Here is a 17152-nt window from a genome sequence, read left to right as displayed (position 1 = left end):
CGGGCCGCCCGTTATACCGGAATCCATTCGCCCCCATGCCATCTCCTTCGACCGGCACGCCCTGGGTCGTGCTCAAGTTCGGCGGCACTTCGGTGTCGCAACGCCATCGCTGGGACACGATCGGGCAGCTCGCGCGCAAACGCGCCGAACAGTGCGGAGGTCGCGTACTGGTCGTCGTCTCGGCGCTTTCGGGTGTAACCAACGAGCTGACCGCGATCGCCGGTGGCGCAGACGACGCGGCGACGCGCGTCGAGGCGCTGGTCGAGCGCCACCGGGCGTTCGTGCAGGAACTTGAACTCGATCCGGACGCGGTGCTCGGCGAACGCCTTGGACAGCTGCGCGGGCTGCTCGACGATCCGCGCGCGGCCACGCGCCCGCTCGACTGGCAGGCCGAGGTGCTGGCGCAGGGCGAGCTGCTGTCGTCCACGCTCGGCGCGGCCTACCTGCGCTCGCAGGGCCTGGACTTCGGCTGGCTGGACGCGCGCGACTGGCTCGATGCGATCGAACTGCCCAACCAGAGCGACTGGGGCAAGCGCCTGTCGGTGTCGTGCCGGCGCGAGGCCGACGACAAGTGGCGCGCGCGCTTTGCCGCGCAGCCGGCGCGCCTGCTGCTGACCCAGGGCTTCATCGCGCGCCATGGCGACGGCGGCACCGCCGTGCTCGGGCGCGGCGGATCGGATACCTCGGCGGCGCTGTTCGGCGGCCTGCTGCGCGCGCAGGGGGTGGAGATCTGGACCGACGTGCCGGGCATGTTCACCGCCAATCCGCGCGAGGTACCGGACGCGCGCCTGCTCACGCGGCTGGACTATGCCGAGGCGCAGGAAATCGCCACCACCGGCGCCAAGGTCCTGCACCCGCGTTCGCTCGGCCCGTGCCGCGTCAGCGGGGTGCCGATGTCGATCCTCGATACCGGGCGCCCGGAGCTGCCCGGCACGCGCATCGACGGCAATGCCGCGCCGATCCCCGGGGTCAAGGCGATCAGCCGCCGCAACGGCATCGTGCTGGTGTCGATGGAGACGGTGGGCATGTGGCAGTCGGTCGGCTTCCTGGCCGACATCTTCGAGCGCTTCCGCCGCCACGGCCTGTCGGTGGACCTGATTGGTTCGGCCGAGACCAACGTCACCGTCTCGCTCGATCCCAGCGAGAACCTGGTCAGCACCGACGTGCTCGCGCGCCTGTCCGAGGACCTGGCGCAGATCTGCCGGGTCAAGGTGATCGCGCCCTGCGCGGCGATCACCCTGGTCGGCCTGGGCATGCGCTCGCTGCTGCACAAGCTCTCCGACGTGTGGGCGACCTTCGGCAGGGAGCGCGTGCACCTGATCTCGCAGTCGTCCAACGACCTCAACCTCACCTTCGTCATCGACGAGGCCGATGCCGATGGGCTGCTGCCGATCCTGCACGGCGAACTGATCGATTCGGGAGCCATGCCCGTGTACGAGACCGCCGTGTTCGGCCCGCGCTGGAAGGACATCCTCGGCACCACCCGCCCACGGCCGCAGCCATGGTGGCGCGGGGCGCGCAAACGGCTGCTGGCGCTGGCGCAATCCGGCACGCCGCGCTACGTCTACCACCTGCCCACGGTGCGCGAACGCGCGCGGCAGCTGCTGGCGGTGGCCGCGGTCGACCGCCGCTACTACGCGATCAAGGCCAACTCGCATCCGGCGATCCTGCGCGCGATCGCAGCGGAGGGCTTCGGCCTGGAATGCGTGTCGATGGGCGAGGTGCGGCACGTGTTCGACAGCGTGCCGGGCTTCGACGCCGGCCGGGTGCTGTTCACGCCGAGCTTCGCGCCGGTGGACGAATACCGCGAAGCCTTCGCGCGCGGCGTCACCGTGACCGTCGACAACTGCGAGCTGCTGCAGCGCTGGCCGGAGGTGTTCCGCGGTCGCAGCCTGTGGCTGCGCATCGACCTGGGCCACGGCGACGGCCACCACGAGAAGGTGACCACCGGCGGCAAGGCCTCCAAGTTCGGCCTGGCGGCCAGCCGGGTGGAGGAGTTCGCGGCGCTGGCGCGCGGCCTGGAGGTGCGCATCACCGGCCTGCACGCGCACCTGGGCAGCGGCGTGGAGACGCGCGAGCACTGGCGGCAGATGGTCGACGAGATGGCCGGCTTCGCGCGCCGCATCGGCACGGTGGAGGTGCTCGACATCGGCGGCGGCCTGCCGATCCCGTACGCGGCCGACGACGAACCCTTCGACCTGGACGACTGGGGCGCGGGCCTGGCAGAGGTCAAGGCGCTGCACCCGGCGTTCGCGCTGGCGATCGAGCCGGGGCGCTTCATGGTGGCCGAGGCCGGCGTGCTGCTGGCCCACTGCAGCCAGGTGGTGGAGAAGGACGGCGTGCATCGCGTCGGCATGGACGCGGGCATGAACGCGCTGATCCGGCCGGCGCTGTACGACGCCTGGCACGACATCGTGAACCTGTCGCGGCTGGACGACGCCCCGCCTGCGGACTTCGACGTGGTCGGTCCGATCTGCGAATCCAGCGACATCTTCGGCCATCGCGTGAAGCTGCCGGCGGCGACCACGCCGGGCGACGTGATGCTGGTGTCCGATGCCGGTGCCTATGGCTACACGATGGCCAGCACCTACAACCTGCGCGCCCTGCCGGCCGAGGACATCATCGAATGAGCCAGTGGGTGTTCAACCGCGACGCGATCCGCGCGTTCCGTTTCGTGCGCTGCGGTTTCGATCCCGGCAGCGGCGTCGCGCAACTGGTGTACGCGTTCGACGAGGGCCCGGAACTGGTCGAGACGGTGACCGTGCCCGGCGCGCCGTTCGCGCTCGACCCGGTGCGGGCTGCCGCGGCCGATCGCGCGCTGCAGCTGCTGCACCTGGTCGCCGGCGTGAGCTACTACAAGGCCGCGGTGCCGGCGCAGATCCGGATCGACGGAGATGCGATCGATGCCGCGACCGCCGCGCTGATGGACGAGGTCTACCTGCACGGCCTGGGCGAATTCGCCTACCGCAACGGACTGGACCTGCGCGAACGGGTGCGGTTCCCGGCTTCCGCAGGGGAAGGGCCGGTGGGCGCCGATCGCGACGGCGGGGCGCCGGCAGCGGGCCTGCGGCCGCATGCGCTGGTGGCGATCGGCGGCGGCAAGGACTCGCTGGTCAGCATCGAGGCGCTGCGCGCGCTTGGCGTGGCGCAGACGGTCACCTGGATCGGCGGTTCGCAGCTGATCCGGGCCTGCGCCGAACGCACCGGCCTGCCGACGCTCAACCTCGGCCGCCAGCTGGCGCCGGAACTGTTCGAGTACAACCGGCTCGGCGCCTGGAACGGGCACATCCCGGTGACCGCGGTGAACTCGGCCATCATGGCCTTCGCCGCCGTGGTGCTGGGCGTGGACCAGGTGGTGTTCTCCAACGAGCGGTCGGCCAGCTACGGCAGCCTGATCGAGGGCACCGGCGAGGTGAACCACCAGTGGTCGAAGGGCTGGGCCTTCGAACGCGCGCTGGCCGCGCACCTGCGCTCGCACGTGGCCACGGACCTGCGCTACTACTCGCTGCTGCGTCCGCTGAGCGAACTCGCCGTGGCCCGCCAGTTCGCGCGCATCGACCAGTACGACGCGCACTTCTCCAGCTGCAACCGCAACTTCCACCTGCTCGGCGAGCGCCCGGTCAACCGCTGGTGCGGGGTCTGCCCGAAGTGTCATTTCGTGTTCCTGGCGCTGGCGCCGTTCATGCCCAAGCCGCGCCTGGTCGGCATCTTCGGCCGCAACCTGCTCGACGATCCGGCGCAGGTGCCCGGCTACGACGCGCTGCTCGAGTATCGCGACCACAAGCCGTTCGAGTGCGTGGGCGAGGGCCGCGAATCGCGCGCGGCGATGGCGGCGCTGGCGACGCGCCCGGAATGGCGCGAGGACGCGATCGTGGCGCGCTTCGCGCGCGAGATCGCGCCGCAGCTCGGCTCCGGCGAGGCGGGCATCGAAGCGCTGCTGGTGCCCGACGACGAACACGGCATTCCGGCGCCGCTGTGGGAGCGCCTGCGTGCGCGATTCGCCGACTGACATCGCCTCGCTGCGCGGGCTGCGCGTCGCGCTGTGGGGCTGGGGGCGCGAGGGCCGCGCCGCGTGGCGCGCGTTGCGCGCGCGCGAGGCCGGGCTGCCGACATCTGCAGGCGGCAACGGCTTCCCGCCGCAGTTGACCCTGTTCTGCAGCGAAGACGAGGCGGTCGAGGCGCGCGCGCTCGGGGATGCCGCGCTGGCGGTGGAGACCGACGCGACGGCCGGACGGCTGTCGGCTTTCGACGTGGTGATCAAGTCGCCCGGCATCAGTCCCTACCGGCCCGAGGCGCTGGCGGCGGCCGCGCAGGGCACGCGCTTCATCGGCGGCACCTCGCTGTGGTTCGCCGAGCGCAAGGATGCGCGCACGATCTGCGTCACCGGCACCAAGGGCAAGAGCACCACGTCCGCCCTGCTGGCGCACCTGCTGCGGGCCGGCGGCCACCGCACCGCGCTGACCGGGAATATCGGCCAGCCGCTGCTCGAACTGCTCGATGCGCAGGCCGGATACTGGGTGGCGGAACTGTCGAGCTACCAGACCCGGGACGTCGCCCGCAGCGGCGTGCGCCCGGACGTCGCGATCGTCACCAACCTGTTCCCCGAGCACCTGGACTGGCACGGCAGCGAGGCGCGCTATGTCGAGGACAAGCTGTCGCTGGTGACCCAGGCCAGGCCGCGGATCGCGGTGCTCAACGCCGGCGACGCGCGCCTGGCGGCGCTGGACCTGCCGGGCAGCGACGTGCGCTGGTTCAACCAGCCGGAAGGCTGGCACCTGCGCGGCGACGTGCTGTGGCGCGGCGACGAGGCGGTGTTCGACACCCGTGGCCTGCCGCTGCCGGGGCGGCACAACCGCGGCAACCTGTGCGGCGTGCTGGCGGCGATCGAGGCGCTGGGCCTGGATGCGGTGGCGCTGGCGCCGCATGCAGCCAGCTTCCAGCCGCTGCCGCACCGGCTGCAGCGCCTGGGAACCCGCGCGGGCATGACCTTCGTCAACGACTCGATCAGCACCACCCCGCACGCCAGCCTGGCTGCACTCGAGGTCTACCGCGGGCAGCGCGTCGCGATCCTGGTCGGTGGCCATGATCGCGGTCTGGACTGGACCGCGTTCGCCGAGCGGGTGGGCGCGCAGCCGCCCGCGGCGATCGTGACGACGGGGCAGAACGGGCCGCGCATCCACGCCCTGCTGGCCAGCGTGGCACCGGCTGCCGGCTTCGCGCTGCGGCAGGCACCCGACCTCGCCGGGGCGATCACCGAGGCGAAGGCGGCGCTGGCGGGCGAAGGCGTGGTCCTGCTCTCGCCCGGCGCACCGAGCTTCGGCGCCTATCGCGACTATGCCGAACGCGGGCGCCATTTCGCCGAGCTGGCGGGCTTCGATCCCGCCGCGATCGCATCGATTCCGGGGATGGGGATCGCCTGACGCGATGTGCAGGCGGTGGGCGTCGCCGCCATGCCACCGCTGCGGGGACCGTCCAGCGCCCTACGCCGTCCTGCGCTAGGCTTCCGGCTTCCCCAGCCGAACGGAGTCCGCCATGCAACGCTCCCTGTTCCTGTCCGCCCTGCTCGTCGCGGCGATGTCCGTAGGCCCGGCCGTCGCCGGCATGAAAGCCGAACCGCTGGAATGGAAGGTGGGCGAGGACGGCTTCAGCGGCTGGCTGGTCTATGACGACAGCGGGGACGACCGCCGCCCGGGGCTGGTGATGGTGCCCAACTGGATGGGCGTGACCGACGATGCGCTCGAGCGCGCCAGGGCGATCGCCGGCGACGACTACGTGGTGCTGGTGGCCGACGTCTACGGCAAGGGTCGGCAGCCTCGCGACAGCGGCGAGGCGGGCAAGCTCGCCGGCTCGCTGCGTGGCGAGGATCGTGGTCCGCTGCGCGCGCGCATGCACGCGGCGCTGGAGACGCTCAAGGCGCAGGCCGGCAGGGCGCCGCTGGATGCGGAGCGGATCGGTGCGTTCGGCTTCTGCTTCGGCGGCTCCGCGGTGCTGGAGCTGGCCCGCAGCGGCGCAGACGTGGCCGGCGTGGTCAGCCTGCACGGCGGGCTGGCGCCGGGCGCGCAGTCGAAGACGGCCGAGCGCATCGCCGCGCCGGTGCTGGTGCTCAACGGCGCCGACGACAAGGCGGTGGACGATGCCCAGGTCAAGGCGTTCGAGGAGGAAATGGACGCGGCCGGGGCGGACTGGCAGTTCGTCGACTTCAGTGGTGCGGTGCACTGCTTCGCCGAGCCTTCCGCAGGCAGCGACCCGGCCAGCAACTGCCGCTACGACGAACGTGCGGCGAAGCGTGGTTACCGGATGATGGACGGCTTCTTCGACGAGGTGTTCGGCGCGGACTGAGCCTGCGCCACCGCTATCGCGTTCGCGATGGCGGTGCGCGCCTGCGGGCTGTTCTTCCAGCAACTGGCGCCGAGCATGGCGGCGGCTTCGTCGACGACGGTGACGGGCGAGGCCCTGGCCAGCGCCTCGAAGGAGCCGTAACCCAGCTGCTCCAGGCGGGCGATCACGGTCGGCCCGACCCCTGTGGCGACCAGCAGCGCCACGCGCTCCGCCGGGCTGAATCCCATCAGTTCCCGCGCTCCACGGCGTGCCGCGCAAGGCCGCGCAGGGCGGCGACGGCGTCGTTGTCGGGGAGCGGCGCCAATGCCGCTTCGGCCTTCGCCGCGTACTCGCGGGCGCGGGCGCGGCTGTAGTCGAGGCTGCCGGCGCGCTGGATCGCCGCCAGCACCTCGGGCATGGCCCCGGTATCGCCCTGTTCGACGATGGCGCGCAGGCGGGCGCGGGTGGCGTCGTCGGCCTGCGCCATCGCGTGGATCAGCGGCAGGGTGGCCTTGCCCTCGGCCAGGTCGTCGCCGAGGTTCTTGCCCAGCGCCTGCGCATCGCCACTGTAGTCGAGCACGTCGTCGGCGATCTGGAACGCGTAGCCCAGCTGCATGCCGTAGTCGTACAGGGCCTGCTGGGTGTCCTCGTCGGCGCCCGAGGCCAGCGCGCCGAGCCGCGTGCCCGCGGCGAACAGCACCGCGGTCTTGCGCTCGATCACGCCCAGGTAGGCGGCCTCGTCGGTATCGGGGTTGCGCACGTGCAGCAGCTGCAGCACCTCGCCCTCGGCGATGCGGTTGGTGGTGTCGGCCAGCAGCCGCATCACCGCCATGTCGTCGAGTTCGACCATCAGCTGGAAGCTGCGCGAGTACAGGAAATCGCCCACCAGCACGCTCGGCGCGTTGCCCCACAGCGCGTTGGCGGTGCTGCGGCCGCGGCGCAGGTCCGATTCGTCGACCACGTCGTCGTGCAGCAGGGTCGAGGTGTGGATGAACTCGACGATCGCCGCGAGCTGGTGGTGCTGTGCGTGGACAGGGCCGGTTGCGCGCCCGGCGAGCGCCACCAGCATCGGCCGCAGGCGCTTGCCACCGGCCGACACGATGTGTTCGGCGATCTGGTTGATCAGGACCACGTCCGAGGCCAGCCGGCGGCGGATCAGGGCATCGATGGCGGCCATGTCGGCGGCCGCGAGCGCCTGGATCGCGGGCAGGTCGGGCGTGGGCGCGGCGGGGGCAGGGGCGTCCATGGACGATCCGGGGAGAAAGGACCGGCGATTATACGAACCCCTTCCGCCTTCATCCCCGCCCCGGTTCCACGGGAAATCCCGCCGCCACGGCCGTGGCGCGGCGTAGTCCTACCCGCCGGCGCGTCCCGGCCCGACGCCGCGGGTGGGCGGGCTATAATCCAATGCCCTTCGCCGGGCACGCCGGCGACACCTGAGGAACACCATGGCCCGCGGCATCAACAAGGCGATTCTTGTCGGCAATCTCGGCAACGACCCCGAAACCCGGTACACCCAGGGCGGCATGGCCGTCACCAAGATCAGCCTGGCCACCACCTCGGTGCGCAAGGACCGGGACGGCAACAACCAGGAAAAGACCGAGTGGCACCGGGTGACCTTCTTCGGCAAGCTCGGCGAGATCGCGGCCGAGTACCTGCGCAAGGGCTCGCAGGTCTATGTCGAGGGCCGGATCAGCTACAGCGAACACACCGGCGACGACGGCCAGAAGCGCTACTACACCGACATCATCGCCGACGAGATGCAGATGCTCGGCGGCCGTGGTGAAGGCGGTGGCGGTGGCGGTGGCGGTGGCTCCTACGAACGCAGCCCGCGTCCGCAGCGCCAGGAATCCGCCCCGCGCCAGCAGTCGGCGCCGTCGCGCCAGGCTCCGCCGGTGGACGACTTCTCCGACGACGACATTCCGTTCTAGGACACCTATCCTCACGCTTTGTAGCTAATGGATCCAGGAAGCCCCTTCTACTAAGGGGCTTTTCTATTTTTTGCTCACTACTTTTGTAAAGTAAAATGGTATAGTCATTCATATGTAGTAAATGTAGAAAAAGACCTTATGTCCTCGCTTGCGATGCGCGTGATGAATCAAGGTGAGCGCGTGCCACTTCTGCTGGACGATCAGGGGCTTCCTCTGTTCTACCCGACGCTCTTTGCGACGGCGCAGTTGCGCAACGCCGGAGCGGCCGTCAATACGATTCGAAACGCTCTCACGCACATCCAGGTGCTCCTTCGATGGGAGATGCAGGAAGGACGCAACCTCGTTGACGAGTTCACGGGTGGGACGTTCCTTTCGTTGCCAGACATCGTGTCGCTGCGCGATCTCGCGAAGCTGGACATGCGATATGTGGGCGCTAGAGAAGACACCGAAGTGCGCTCGGGCAACGTGGTGGCCTTTTCTGATGCACGGGTAGGCCCGACGGTGGCGCGTCCCTCGGTGACCCAGCGAGTGGCCTACAACCGCATGACGACGATCGCGGACTACCTGGAGTTCCTCGGCGGCGTCATCATCCAGCATCGCAACTCTGCGGAGTTTGCGCACGATTTGGCTGAGATGGGCAAGCGCATTCGAAAGCACCGCCCACGAGGGTCCAAGCACGGACTCATTCAGACGCCGGTCGAGAAGTCGCCTGATCCAGGGGTGGTCAAGCGGCTGCGGGAAGTCATCGCCATCGGGAGCGACGAGAACCCGTTCAGCGATCCGACGATCCAGCTGCGGAATGCGATCATCATCGAGTTGTATCGAGTCACCGGCATGCGAACGGGCGAACTGCTCAGCCTTTGGGTGGAGCAGTTTCATCTTGGGCACGAGCCAAGCGTCAGCGTTCGACGCAATCACGATGACGTGCACGATCCTCGCGCTTATCAGCCGACCAGCAAAACGAAAGAGCGCATTCTGCCGATCTCGGACGAGCTCGCAAAGCTGGTCCAGCACTACATCCTTGAAGTGCGTGCACGCATTCCTGGGGCGCGACGACATCCCTACGTTTTCGTATCGCACAAGGCCGGGAAGACCTTTGGGAGGCCGCTGTCGAAGAATGGCCTGTACCGAGTCATCGAGCGAGTCAGCGCGGTCTCGCCAGAACTGGCGGGCATACATCCTCACGCACTGCGCCATCACATGAATTACGCGCTGTCGCTAGCGATTGATCAACACAATGCAGCGTCGCGTTCCAATGACGCCGAGCAGATCATTAGGGAGGGTCGCGAGCAGGACATTCGTGCACACCTCAATGGACATCGCAACAAGGAGTCGGGCAAGGTCTATAACGAGCGTCATATCCGTGAACAGGCCGACAAGGCCATGCGACTGCTGGGCAGCGCACTTGCTCGCAATAACGATAAGAAGGTGGGTGATGAAGGCAAGCGCTAAGGCGGATGCAGCCGTACCAGAGACTGCTTCGCCGCGTATGGCTATATCGAAGGATGGCTATTCATTCGATCCGAACGACATGCAGTGGAAGCTAAATAAGGATGTTCAAATCTCGCTTGGTGTCATAGATGACCTTGAGCCGGATTGTAGGCAGGGTGCCCGCCTCACCCTTCAGCGCTACGCAGAGGAGCAATCCGCCTCGCATACCTACAACATGGCTGAGCGCATGAAGCGGTTCATTCGTGAAACGGGGTCTGCTGAAGTGTCTCCGGCTTCGCTCATGAACTGGAGAGCCTCACTCGGATTGGATGGGGAGTGGAATCTGGGGGGGCTCAAGGGGTTCTTGCTGGCATGGCATGACTATGGGTTCGCTGGGATCTCCAAGGATGTGGTTGAACTTCTTGAAGGTTGGCGTATCACCGGCAATGAAAAAGGCGCAGCTGTGGCAAACGGCTGCCCAGAAACGGGACCTTTCACGGATATTGAGCTGCAGTCCCTATTGGATTGGGCGAATCTCGCGGTGGTCCAGAAAACGATTGATTTCGAGGATTACGCCTATCTGTTGATGCTGGCAATGACTGCTCGGCGACCCATCCAGATCGCTGCGCTCAGAGGCAAGGATCTGGCTTTGCCGAAGGCAGGCGATAGCTTCTATACGCTAAATGTTCCACGCTCCAAGCAGCGAGGTGGCTCCTTCCGCGGTGAGTTTCGTTCACTTCCAATCCCGAACGATCTTGGCGTTGTGTTGCAGCAACAGCACAGGGGCTCAGTCAAACTTGTCGAGAGTCGAGTGGGATATACGTTGCACGCATCGCTGCGGGATGAAATTCCGATCTTCATCAATGCATCCAAGGCGTACACACTTCGCCGCAACACCGATGGTTTCGCGCTTAAAGAGTTGCTTCTCGGAAGTACGCCTGATCTTCTGCACGCGACGACGACATCATTTAGCCAGGCGCTGCAGCGCGTCGCACAAGCGTGCACAGCGCGCTCGGAGCGGACTGGCGAATATCTCCGTCTCACAGCCACGAGATTCCGCTACACACGAGGTACGAAACTTCGGAGGGAAGGATTCGGGGCATACGTGATCGCAGAGTTGTTGGACCAATCCGACATCCAGCAGGTCAAGGTCTATACCGAGAATACGGCCCAAGAGGCGGTGTTCATCGACCGGATAGTGGGCCCCGCCCTTGCGCCATTTGCACAAGCTTGTCTAGGAACGCTGGTTCGCAGCGAACGTGACGCGATACGCGGCGACGACCCTACCAGTCGTGTGTCGAATGATCGGCAGAACGCCGTGGGGACATGCGGAAACTTTGGCTTCTGCGCCAGTGGATATCGCGCTTGCTATACATGCGTGCACTTCCAGCCCTGGCTCGACGCTCCACATTCGGAAGTGCTCGAGGATCTCTACGCCGAGAAACTCAGGGTGAAGGAGGCTGGATGTGCGGAGGTGGTGGTCAACGCCAATGATCTCCTGATACTTGCTGTGGAGGACTGCGTCTCGAAGTGCGCGGCCATGCGTCGAGAACTGTCGGGCGCATCATGCCTCGCTGAGGTGTCAGATGTCTGATGTCGTCCTGTTTGTTCCGCGCGATGCGCGGTTCGCCAGCGAAAATTTGGCCGAGTTCATACGGCTTGCGCGTGAAGATCTAACAGCATTCGGTGGGCGAGACGGCTGGGAAGATCACAAGTGGAGGCTGGGAAAGACATCAGTTGTCTTTGCCACGAAGACGAAGGAATTAACGAGCCATCGTTTCACCCCGATGGCAGAGCCGTTCATCCAATTCGCCAAGGCATACGTTCGTTATACGTACAGTCACAAGCCCGTTAAGAGCATTGACTATCCGGTTCGAGCATTGCGTTGCATCGAAGCGGCTCTTCTTGAGTCCCGCGGAGGTGCCGACGTCAGCGGATTGAACGGGGCTGTGATGGACGTGGCGGCTGCCAAGTGCCGGGAGTTCTACAAGAGCGACGACGAGAGATGTCAGACGGGGCGTCAGATGGCTCGCATTTTCGAATTCCTTCGGGAGAAAAAGATTGTCCCTTCCTTGCAGCAGTGGAAGTCGCCGTTCCCGAAGCCGAAGATACTGACCGAAGACATCGGAGGCGCGGGGAAAGCACACCGTGCAGCGAAGCTGCCGTCCAACGAGGCAATGTTCGCTTTGGCTGAAATGTTTGCAGCCGCCGATGATGTCGAGACTCAATATTTTTCCTCTATCGCCACGCTTTTGATGGTTGCACCGTCGCGAATTTCTGAGGTGCTCGCGCTTCCAGTTGACTGCATTCAGTGGGATACCGACGAATATGGAGCGCCGCAAATGTGCCTGCGATGGCGGGCAGCGAAGGGCAAGGGAGCCACGAAGAAGTGGGTGCCTTCGGTGATGCAGGATGTTGTCATCGAAGCCGTGCGTCGGCTGACCCAAATCGGCGCTCCCGCTCGTGCGGCTGCCCGCTTCGCTCATGATCACCCTGGAAGATTTATGGATCATCCGGGCTGTGTGGTGACGGTGGGCGATGCCGCCGATCGTCTGCTGATGCCGAATGAAGTGGCAGCTGCTCTAGGGCTTCGGGTTCACAGAAAAACGTACCGTACTGACGGCACGCCCACTTGGTCGCAGGTGGTTGGGGACAAGCGGTTGAAAAAGCTCCTTGATCGGGGTGACATCTCCTACAAGGATCTGGCCGCCTACGTTTTTGAAGGGTGCGCCGGGCCGGATTGGCCATTCATTGATGACAGCAGGACAGTGAAGATCTGGGATGCCCTCTGCCTGCACCGCGTGAACGAGTTCCATCGCGAACATGAAGTCAAGCGGTTCTCATGGGCAATCGCCACATCAACGATGGTGAATGATCGCCTGGGCGGGAGTTCGGATCTCTCGCTCTTCGAGAAGAAGGGCTATCGGAACTCAGATGGAAGTCCAATCAAGCTCACGACTCATCAGCCCCGTCATTGGCTCAATACCCTGAGTCAGCGGGGCGGTATGGACGAGATGACGTTGGCTCAGTGGTCGGGCCGCGCCCGTGTTGCCGACAACGCGCACTACGATCATCGTTCGCCAGAGGAGCGCATGAGAGAGGTGCGAGACATCCTCAAGGTGGAACATAAGTCGCTACTTGAACGATTCCAGAGCCGTCAACCGGTCACTTATCAAGAGCTTGGGGTAGATCGCCTGGGGACCGCCAAAGCTACGCTCTACGGGATGTGCGTTCACGATTACGCGATGAGTCCCTGCCAAAAACAGCGTGAATGCATGACTTGCAAGGAGCATGTATGCATCAAGGGGGATCACGTGACATTGGATCGAATCCTGCTTCTGGAGGCGCAAACCAAAGCGCTTCTTGATCGGGCCCTCGAGGCTCGCGAAGCTGGGGACTTCGGCGCAGACCGATGGGTGGACAACCATAAATGGAAGTTGGCACATGTGCAGGCGATGCGCATGACGTTGGAGCATGATGGCGTGCCCGATGGCACTGTCTTGCGCATTCCAGATGGTCACGATCCTTCGCCAGTGCGGCGAGCGCTGATTGAACTAGGCGTAGTCCTGCCCGATGCTCTGGCTCTGCATCCTCGCGTAATTCCCTTGGCACTCGCATAAAGCCATGCCGAAGAAGATTGTCACGAAATCGACCCTACCCAAGATCCTGCGGGTATTGGATCAATGGGAAGGCAAGTTGACCTGGGATGCTTACTGCGATCGAGTTGCCCAAGCGCTTGGCATCGATTCCGTGAGCCGCCATGCGTTGCTCAATTATCCTGCAATCAAGGAACACTACCGGCGTCGGCAGCAGGAGCTGAGAGAGGTTAGGGATCAACGGCCAAGAGACTTCACGATGGAAGTTGCAAATCGGCGGATCGCGGATCTTGAGGCGCAGGTGAGCCGGCTTGAAGCCACCAACACGTTGCTGCTTGATCAATTTCGGCGGTGGCAATACAACGCGTACGCCAACAACGTGCGGATGGATAGCTTGAATTTGGATAAACCACTGCCTGCGGTTGATCGGTCAGGACATGGGGCGAAAGGGAAGAGTAGGTAGATTTTCGAATTGCATCGAGCATCGGCAAGCGGTCGAACAGTTGGCAGATCTTGATGCAGCAGGGAGCGAGGATGTCTCACTTGAGCGTTGTTGTCTCAGTTTTTGAGACTCACGTGGAGTAGCTTCGGGTCACTGGAGTGTGGGATGCGATGGATGAACCTGATTCAAGCTTACTGGCCGGCTATCGCTGCAATGGCGTTCTCGTTGCTGGCCGTAGGAGTGATATCTACCTTGCGGCACAGTTCATTTGGTACGGAGTTGATGGCTAGACGGGCCGATCGGCTCTGGCACTGTCGCGGGAGCTGGGGATCGGCTACGACGCGGCCTGGCTGCTCAAGCACAAGCTGATGCAGGCCATGGTCGAGCGTGAAGGCAGGCGCCAGTTGGCCGGCTGGGTCCAACTGGACGATGCCTATTTCGGCGGCGAGCGCCGGGGTGGGCCACGTGGCCGCGGTGCCGACGGGAAGCAGGCGTTCGTGGCCGCCGTGCAGTGCTCCGAGGAGGGCCATCCGGAAGTGATGCGGCTGGATGTCGTCAAGGGATTCAGCGCCGATGAGATCGGCGCCTGGGCCACGCGCCACCTGGCCCCCGATACCGTCGTCGTATCCGATGCCCTGGCAGGGTTCAATGCGGTGGGCGAGGTGGCCGGCACCAGCCATCGCCGGCTGCGGACGGGCAGCGGTGGGCACAAGTGCGACCATCCGGCACTGCGCTGGGTCAACGTCATGCTGGGCAACGTGAAGACCGCTCTGCGCGGCACCTACCATGGACCCCGGCGCAAGTACGCCCAACGCTACCTGGGCGAGTTCTGCTATCGGTTCAACCGACGGTTCGAACTGCATCGGCTGGTTGCACGATTGACCTACGTGCTGCTCCGTACGCCGCCGCTGCCCTATCGGATGGCAACCGTGGATGCGATAGCCGGGTAATCAGGAACAAAAAAGCCACGTTGAATCCAGACTCCAAGGCATTGCCGCATCATAGCGGCAGCAGAACCGGCACGAGAAGGACCGTCACCACCAGGGCGATCATCGCCAGCGGCACGCCGATCTTCACGAAATCGACGAAGCGATAGTTTCCCGGCCCCACGACCAGCATGTTCACCGGCGATGAAACGGGAGTCATGAAGGCCGTCGACGCGGCAAGCGCCACGGTCATGGCGAAGGGATAGGGCGAAGCCTCCAGCCCCGCCGCAAGGGCAAGCGCGACCGGCGCCATCAGCACGGCGGTCGCGGTGTTGGAGATGAACATGCCCAGAAGGGCGGTGACGAAGAACAGAACAGCCAACACGGCACGCGGAGAACCGGACCCTACCGTCGATAACAGCCAATCGGCCGCCAGATCGATCCCGCCCACTTCCTGCAGCGCAATCGAGAAGGGCAGCATGCCGACGATCAGAACCAGCGTCTGCCAATGGATCGAACGGTAGGCGCCGTTCATGCCGACGCAGCCGGCAAGGCCGAAAAGCAGGCAGCCGATCAGCGCCGCCAGAACATTGGGCACGATGCCGCTGGCCATCATGAAGACCGTCAGGAGCAGGATCGCCACCGCAAATGGCGCGCGCGACCGGACGGGCGCTACATCGTCGCTCTCGACAGGCAGGTTCAGCAGGATCAGCCGGTCCGGCGAGCGCGGCAGACGCTCTATCGCGCGCCAGGGGCCGATGACAAGGAGTATATCCCCGGCGCGGAACCTCACTTCCGTCACCGGCTCTTCCAGCGCCTTGCGTTCGCGCCTGACCCCGACGACCGTCACATCGTGAAGCGATCGGACATCGGCCTCCGCCACGGTTTTGCCCACCAGCCTCGAATCCGGAGAAAGCAGCACTTCGGCCATGCCGATCTCCTGACTGCGATCCCCGAAATAATTGGCGGCCAGTTCCATCGGGTGCAGCCTGAAGCTGCGAGCCACTTTCCCGATATCGAGATCGCGCCCGCACGCATCGATCATCAATATGTCCCCGGCCTCCAGCTGGCTGTGGGCGTGCGGGCGCAGAAGCTGGCGGGAAAAGCGCCTCTCACGCTCGATGGCGATGATATTGATCCCGGCGCTGCCGCGCAGGTCGAGCGTGGCGAGCGGCCGTCCGATCAGGGAAGAATAGGGATCCACCGCAAAGCGGTATTCGCGGCCCTCCAGTCCGTATTTCTCTATGAAATCGCGAAGGGTGGGGCGTTCCGGCCCCTGCTCCGCTTCCGGCACGCCGGCGAGGAAACGGCGCGCGGCGAGCATATAGATGATGGCCAGGACAAGCAGCGGAAGGCCGAAAGGCGTGAAGGCGAAGAAGCTGAATCCCTCATAGCCATGCCGCTCGAGCTCGGCATGGACCACGAGATTGGGCGCCGTGGCGACCAGTGTCATCATGCCGCTGAGCAATGCCGCGACCGACAGCGGCATCATCAGCCGGCTGGCGGGAATGCGGGCGTTGCGCGCGATCCGCAGGACTATGGGGATGAAAATGGCGACCACGCCGGTCGAGCTCATGAACGAGCCGATGCCCGCCACGACGATCATCAGCAGCACGATCAGCCGGGCCTCGCTGCGGCCGGCCTTGCTGACAAGCCAGTCCCCCAGCATCTGCGCCACGCCCGTCCGGACCAGCGCCTCGCCCACAACGAAAAGCGCGGCGATGAGGATGATGTTGGGATCCGCGAAGCCGGCGAATGCCTGCTCGACGGTGATGACCCCGGAAAGCGGCAGCGCCACGATCATCATCAACGCAACGGCATCCATTCGCGGACGGCCGATCGCGAACATGACAATGGCGGAAATCAGCAGGGCGAGGACAAGGGCCAGGTCGGACATCGTCCCAGCCTAGTGCATTTTTTGCAGTCAGGGGAATCCGCGCGCCGCAAAGAGGTCCGGCGGCCGCCTGTTCGGGGGTGACTTGCCTACTCCGGTTTCCGGCTGGCGGGCTGCCGCAGGCGCAGGATATTATCCAATACGGAAGGATGCAGCGGCCGGGCGAACTGGCAGCCGACCACGAATTCATCCACCCACACGACCTTCGCCTGCTGGGGCTCCAGCTGCGGCAACCTTATCCAGCAGGTGTCCCCGATACGGAGCGCCTGGATCGCGGCAATACGCACGCCATGCGTGGAAATGTCGAGGATCTGGACATTGGTGCGGACGTTCCCCTTGCGGAACTGCACAGTCGCATTCAGCGGCCGCCGCTCGGCAAGGCGAGAAATCTTGCCCAACCTCCTGCTTCCAGACCTGCTGCAGGCGCATTGGCCGGACTTTCTCGCGCGCCGTGAGGTAGAAGACCGCCCGCTGCCCGAGTATGTGCGCGAGGAGTTCGAGACCTACCTGCGCTGCGGCGTGCTCGAGCACGGCTTCCTGCGCGTGGTCTGCGAGCACTGTCGTGCCGAGAGGCTGGTGGCGTATTCCTGCAAGAAGCGCGGGCTGTGCCCGAG

15 protein-coding genes are annotated in these 17152 nt (G+C 65.2%); 11 read left to right on the top strand and 4 right to left on the bottom strand.

Annotation, left to right across the window (positions count from 1 at the left end; all coding sequences use genetic code 11):
- The first annotated feature begins 35 nt into the window (after positions 1–35).
- From Q0863_RS13445 to Q0863_RS13430, 4 genes are all read left to right on the top strand, one after another.
- Positions 36–2630 carry a bifunctional aspartate kinase/diaminopimelate decarboxylase gene (locus Q0863_RS13445; RefSeq protein ID WP_298579140.1) on the top strand — a complete coding sequence of 865 codons (2595 nt, stop codon included), beginning with the start codon at positions 36–38 and terminating at the stop codon, positions 2628–2630.
- Complete coding sequence (gene murL / locus Q0863_RS13440; RefSeq protein WP_298579138.1) at positions 2627–4009, top strand: UDP-N-acetyl-alpha-D-muramoyl-L-alanyl-L-glutamate epimerase; 1383 nt, start codon at positions 2627–2629, stop codon at positions 4007–4009. The genes Q0863_RS13445 and murL overlap by 4 nt, the downstream gene beginning before the upstream one ends.
- A gap of 1 nt (position 4010) precedes the next feature.
- Positions 4011–5420 carry a UDP-N-acetylmuramoyl-L-alanine--D-glutamate ligase gene (gene murD / locus Q0863_RS13435; RefSeq protein ID WP_298579771.1) on the top strand — a complete coding sequence of 470 codons (1410 nt, stop codon included), beginning with the start codon at positions 4011–4013 and terminating at the stop codon, positions 5418–5420.
- Between the two features lie 112 nt (positions 5421–5532).
- Positions 5533–6339 carry a dienelactone hydrolase family protein gene (locus tag Q0863_RS13430; RefSeq protein WP_298579137.1) on the top strand — a complete coding sequence of 269 codons (807 nt, stop codon included), beginning with the start codon at positions 5533–5535 and terminating at the stop codon, positions 6337–6339.
- On the opposite strand, the gene Q0863_RS13425 is transcribed toward Q0863_RS13430, so the two are convergent.
- Positions 6291–6566 carry a helix-hairpin-helix domain-containing protein gene (locus Q0863_RS13425; protein ID WP_298579135.1) on the bottom strand — a complete coding sequence of 92 codons (276 nt, stop codon included), beginning with the start codon at positions 6564–6566 and terminating at the stop codon, positions 6291–6293. The genes Q0863_RS13430 and Q0863_RS13425 overlap by 49 nt on opposite strands.
- A complete protein-coding gene (locus tag Q0863_RS13420; protein WP_298579133.1) occupies positions 6566–7564 on the bottom strand; it encodes a polyprenyl synthetase family protein in 999 nt (332 codons plus the stop codon). The genes Q0863_RS13425 and Q0863_RS13420 overlap by 1 nt, the downstream gene beginning before the upstream one ends.
- A 202-nt stretch (positions 7565–7766) precedes the next feature.
- On the opposite strand from Q0863_RS13420, the gene ssb reads away from it, so the two are divergent.
- The 6 genes from ssb to Q0863_RS13390 all read left to right on the top strand — a co-directional run bounded on the left by ssb (position 7767) and on the right by Q0863_RS13390 (position 14668).
- Positions 7767–8249 (top strand): single-stranded DNA-binding protein, encoded by a 483-nt coding sequence (ssb, locus tag Q0863_RS13415; protein ID WP_298579131.1) that lies wholly within the window; start codon positions 7767–7769, stop codon positions 8247–8249.
- A gap of 138 nt (positions 8250–8387) precedes the next feature.
- Positions 8388–9701: a site-specific integrase gene (locus tag Q0863_RS13410; protein ID WP_019185703.1), complete on the top strand. Its 1314-nt coding sequence runs from the start codon at positions 8388–8390 to the stop codon at positions 9699–9701.
- Entirely contained in the window at positions 9685–11274 is a 1590-nt protein-coding gene (locus tag Q0863_RS13405; protein ID WP_237740350.1) for a site-specific integrase, read from the top strand. Before Q0863_RS13410 ends, Q0863_RS13405 begins: the two co-directional genes overlap by 17 nt.
- Positions 11267–13300, top strand: coding sequence for a hypothetical protein (locus tag Q0863_RS13400; protein ID WP_026070176.1), 2034 nt, complete (start codon positions 11267–11269; stop codon positions 13298–13300). The genes Q0863_RS13405 and Q0863_RS13400 overlap by 8 nt, the downstream gene beginning before the upstream one ends.
- Before the next feature lie 4 nt (positions 13301–13304).
- Positions 13305–13739, top strand: a complete 435-nt coding sequence (locus Q0863_RS13395; protein ID WP_080114903.1) for a hypothetical protein — start codon at positions 13305–13307, stop codon at positions 13737–13739.
- A gap of 284 nt (positions 13740–14023) precedes the next feature.
- Entirely contained in the window at positions 14024–14668 is a 645-nt protein-coding gene (locus Q0863_RS13390; RefSeq protein ID WP_157267241.1) for an IS1595 family transposase, read from the top strand.
- A gap of 49 nt (positions 14669–14717) precedes the next feature.
- Here Q0863_RS13390 and Q0863_RS13385 read toward each other — a convergent pair whose 3' ends face one another.
- Positions 14718–16541, bottom strand: a complete 1824-nt coding sequence (locus Q0863_RS13385) for an SLC13 family permease (RefSeq protein ID WP_019185707.1) — start codon at positions 16539–16541, stop codon at positions 14718–14720.
- Positions 16542–16627: 86 nt separating this feature from the next.
- A complete protein-coding gene (locus Q0863_RS13380; protein WP_019185708.1) occupies positions 16628–16936 on the bottom strand; it encodes a PilZ domain-containing protein in 309 nt (102 codons plus the stop codon).
- Here Q0863_RS13380 and Q0863_RS13375 point away from each other — a divergent pair.
- The coding region (locus Q0863_RS13375; protein WP_298579100.1) for a transposase zinc-binding domain-containing protein at positions 16929–17152 on the top strand (224 nt) is incomplete at its 3' end. The genes Q0863_RS13380 and Q0863_RS13375 overlap by 8 nt on opposite strands.

Source organism: uncultured Luteimonas sp. (genome assembly GCF_947492465.1).
In the GTDB taxonomy this organism is placed as follows: Bacteria; Pseudomonadota; Gammaproteobacteria; order Xanthomonadales; family Xanthomonadaceae; genus Luteimonas.
This window is presented reverse-complemented; position numbering and strand designations above follow the sequence as displayed.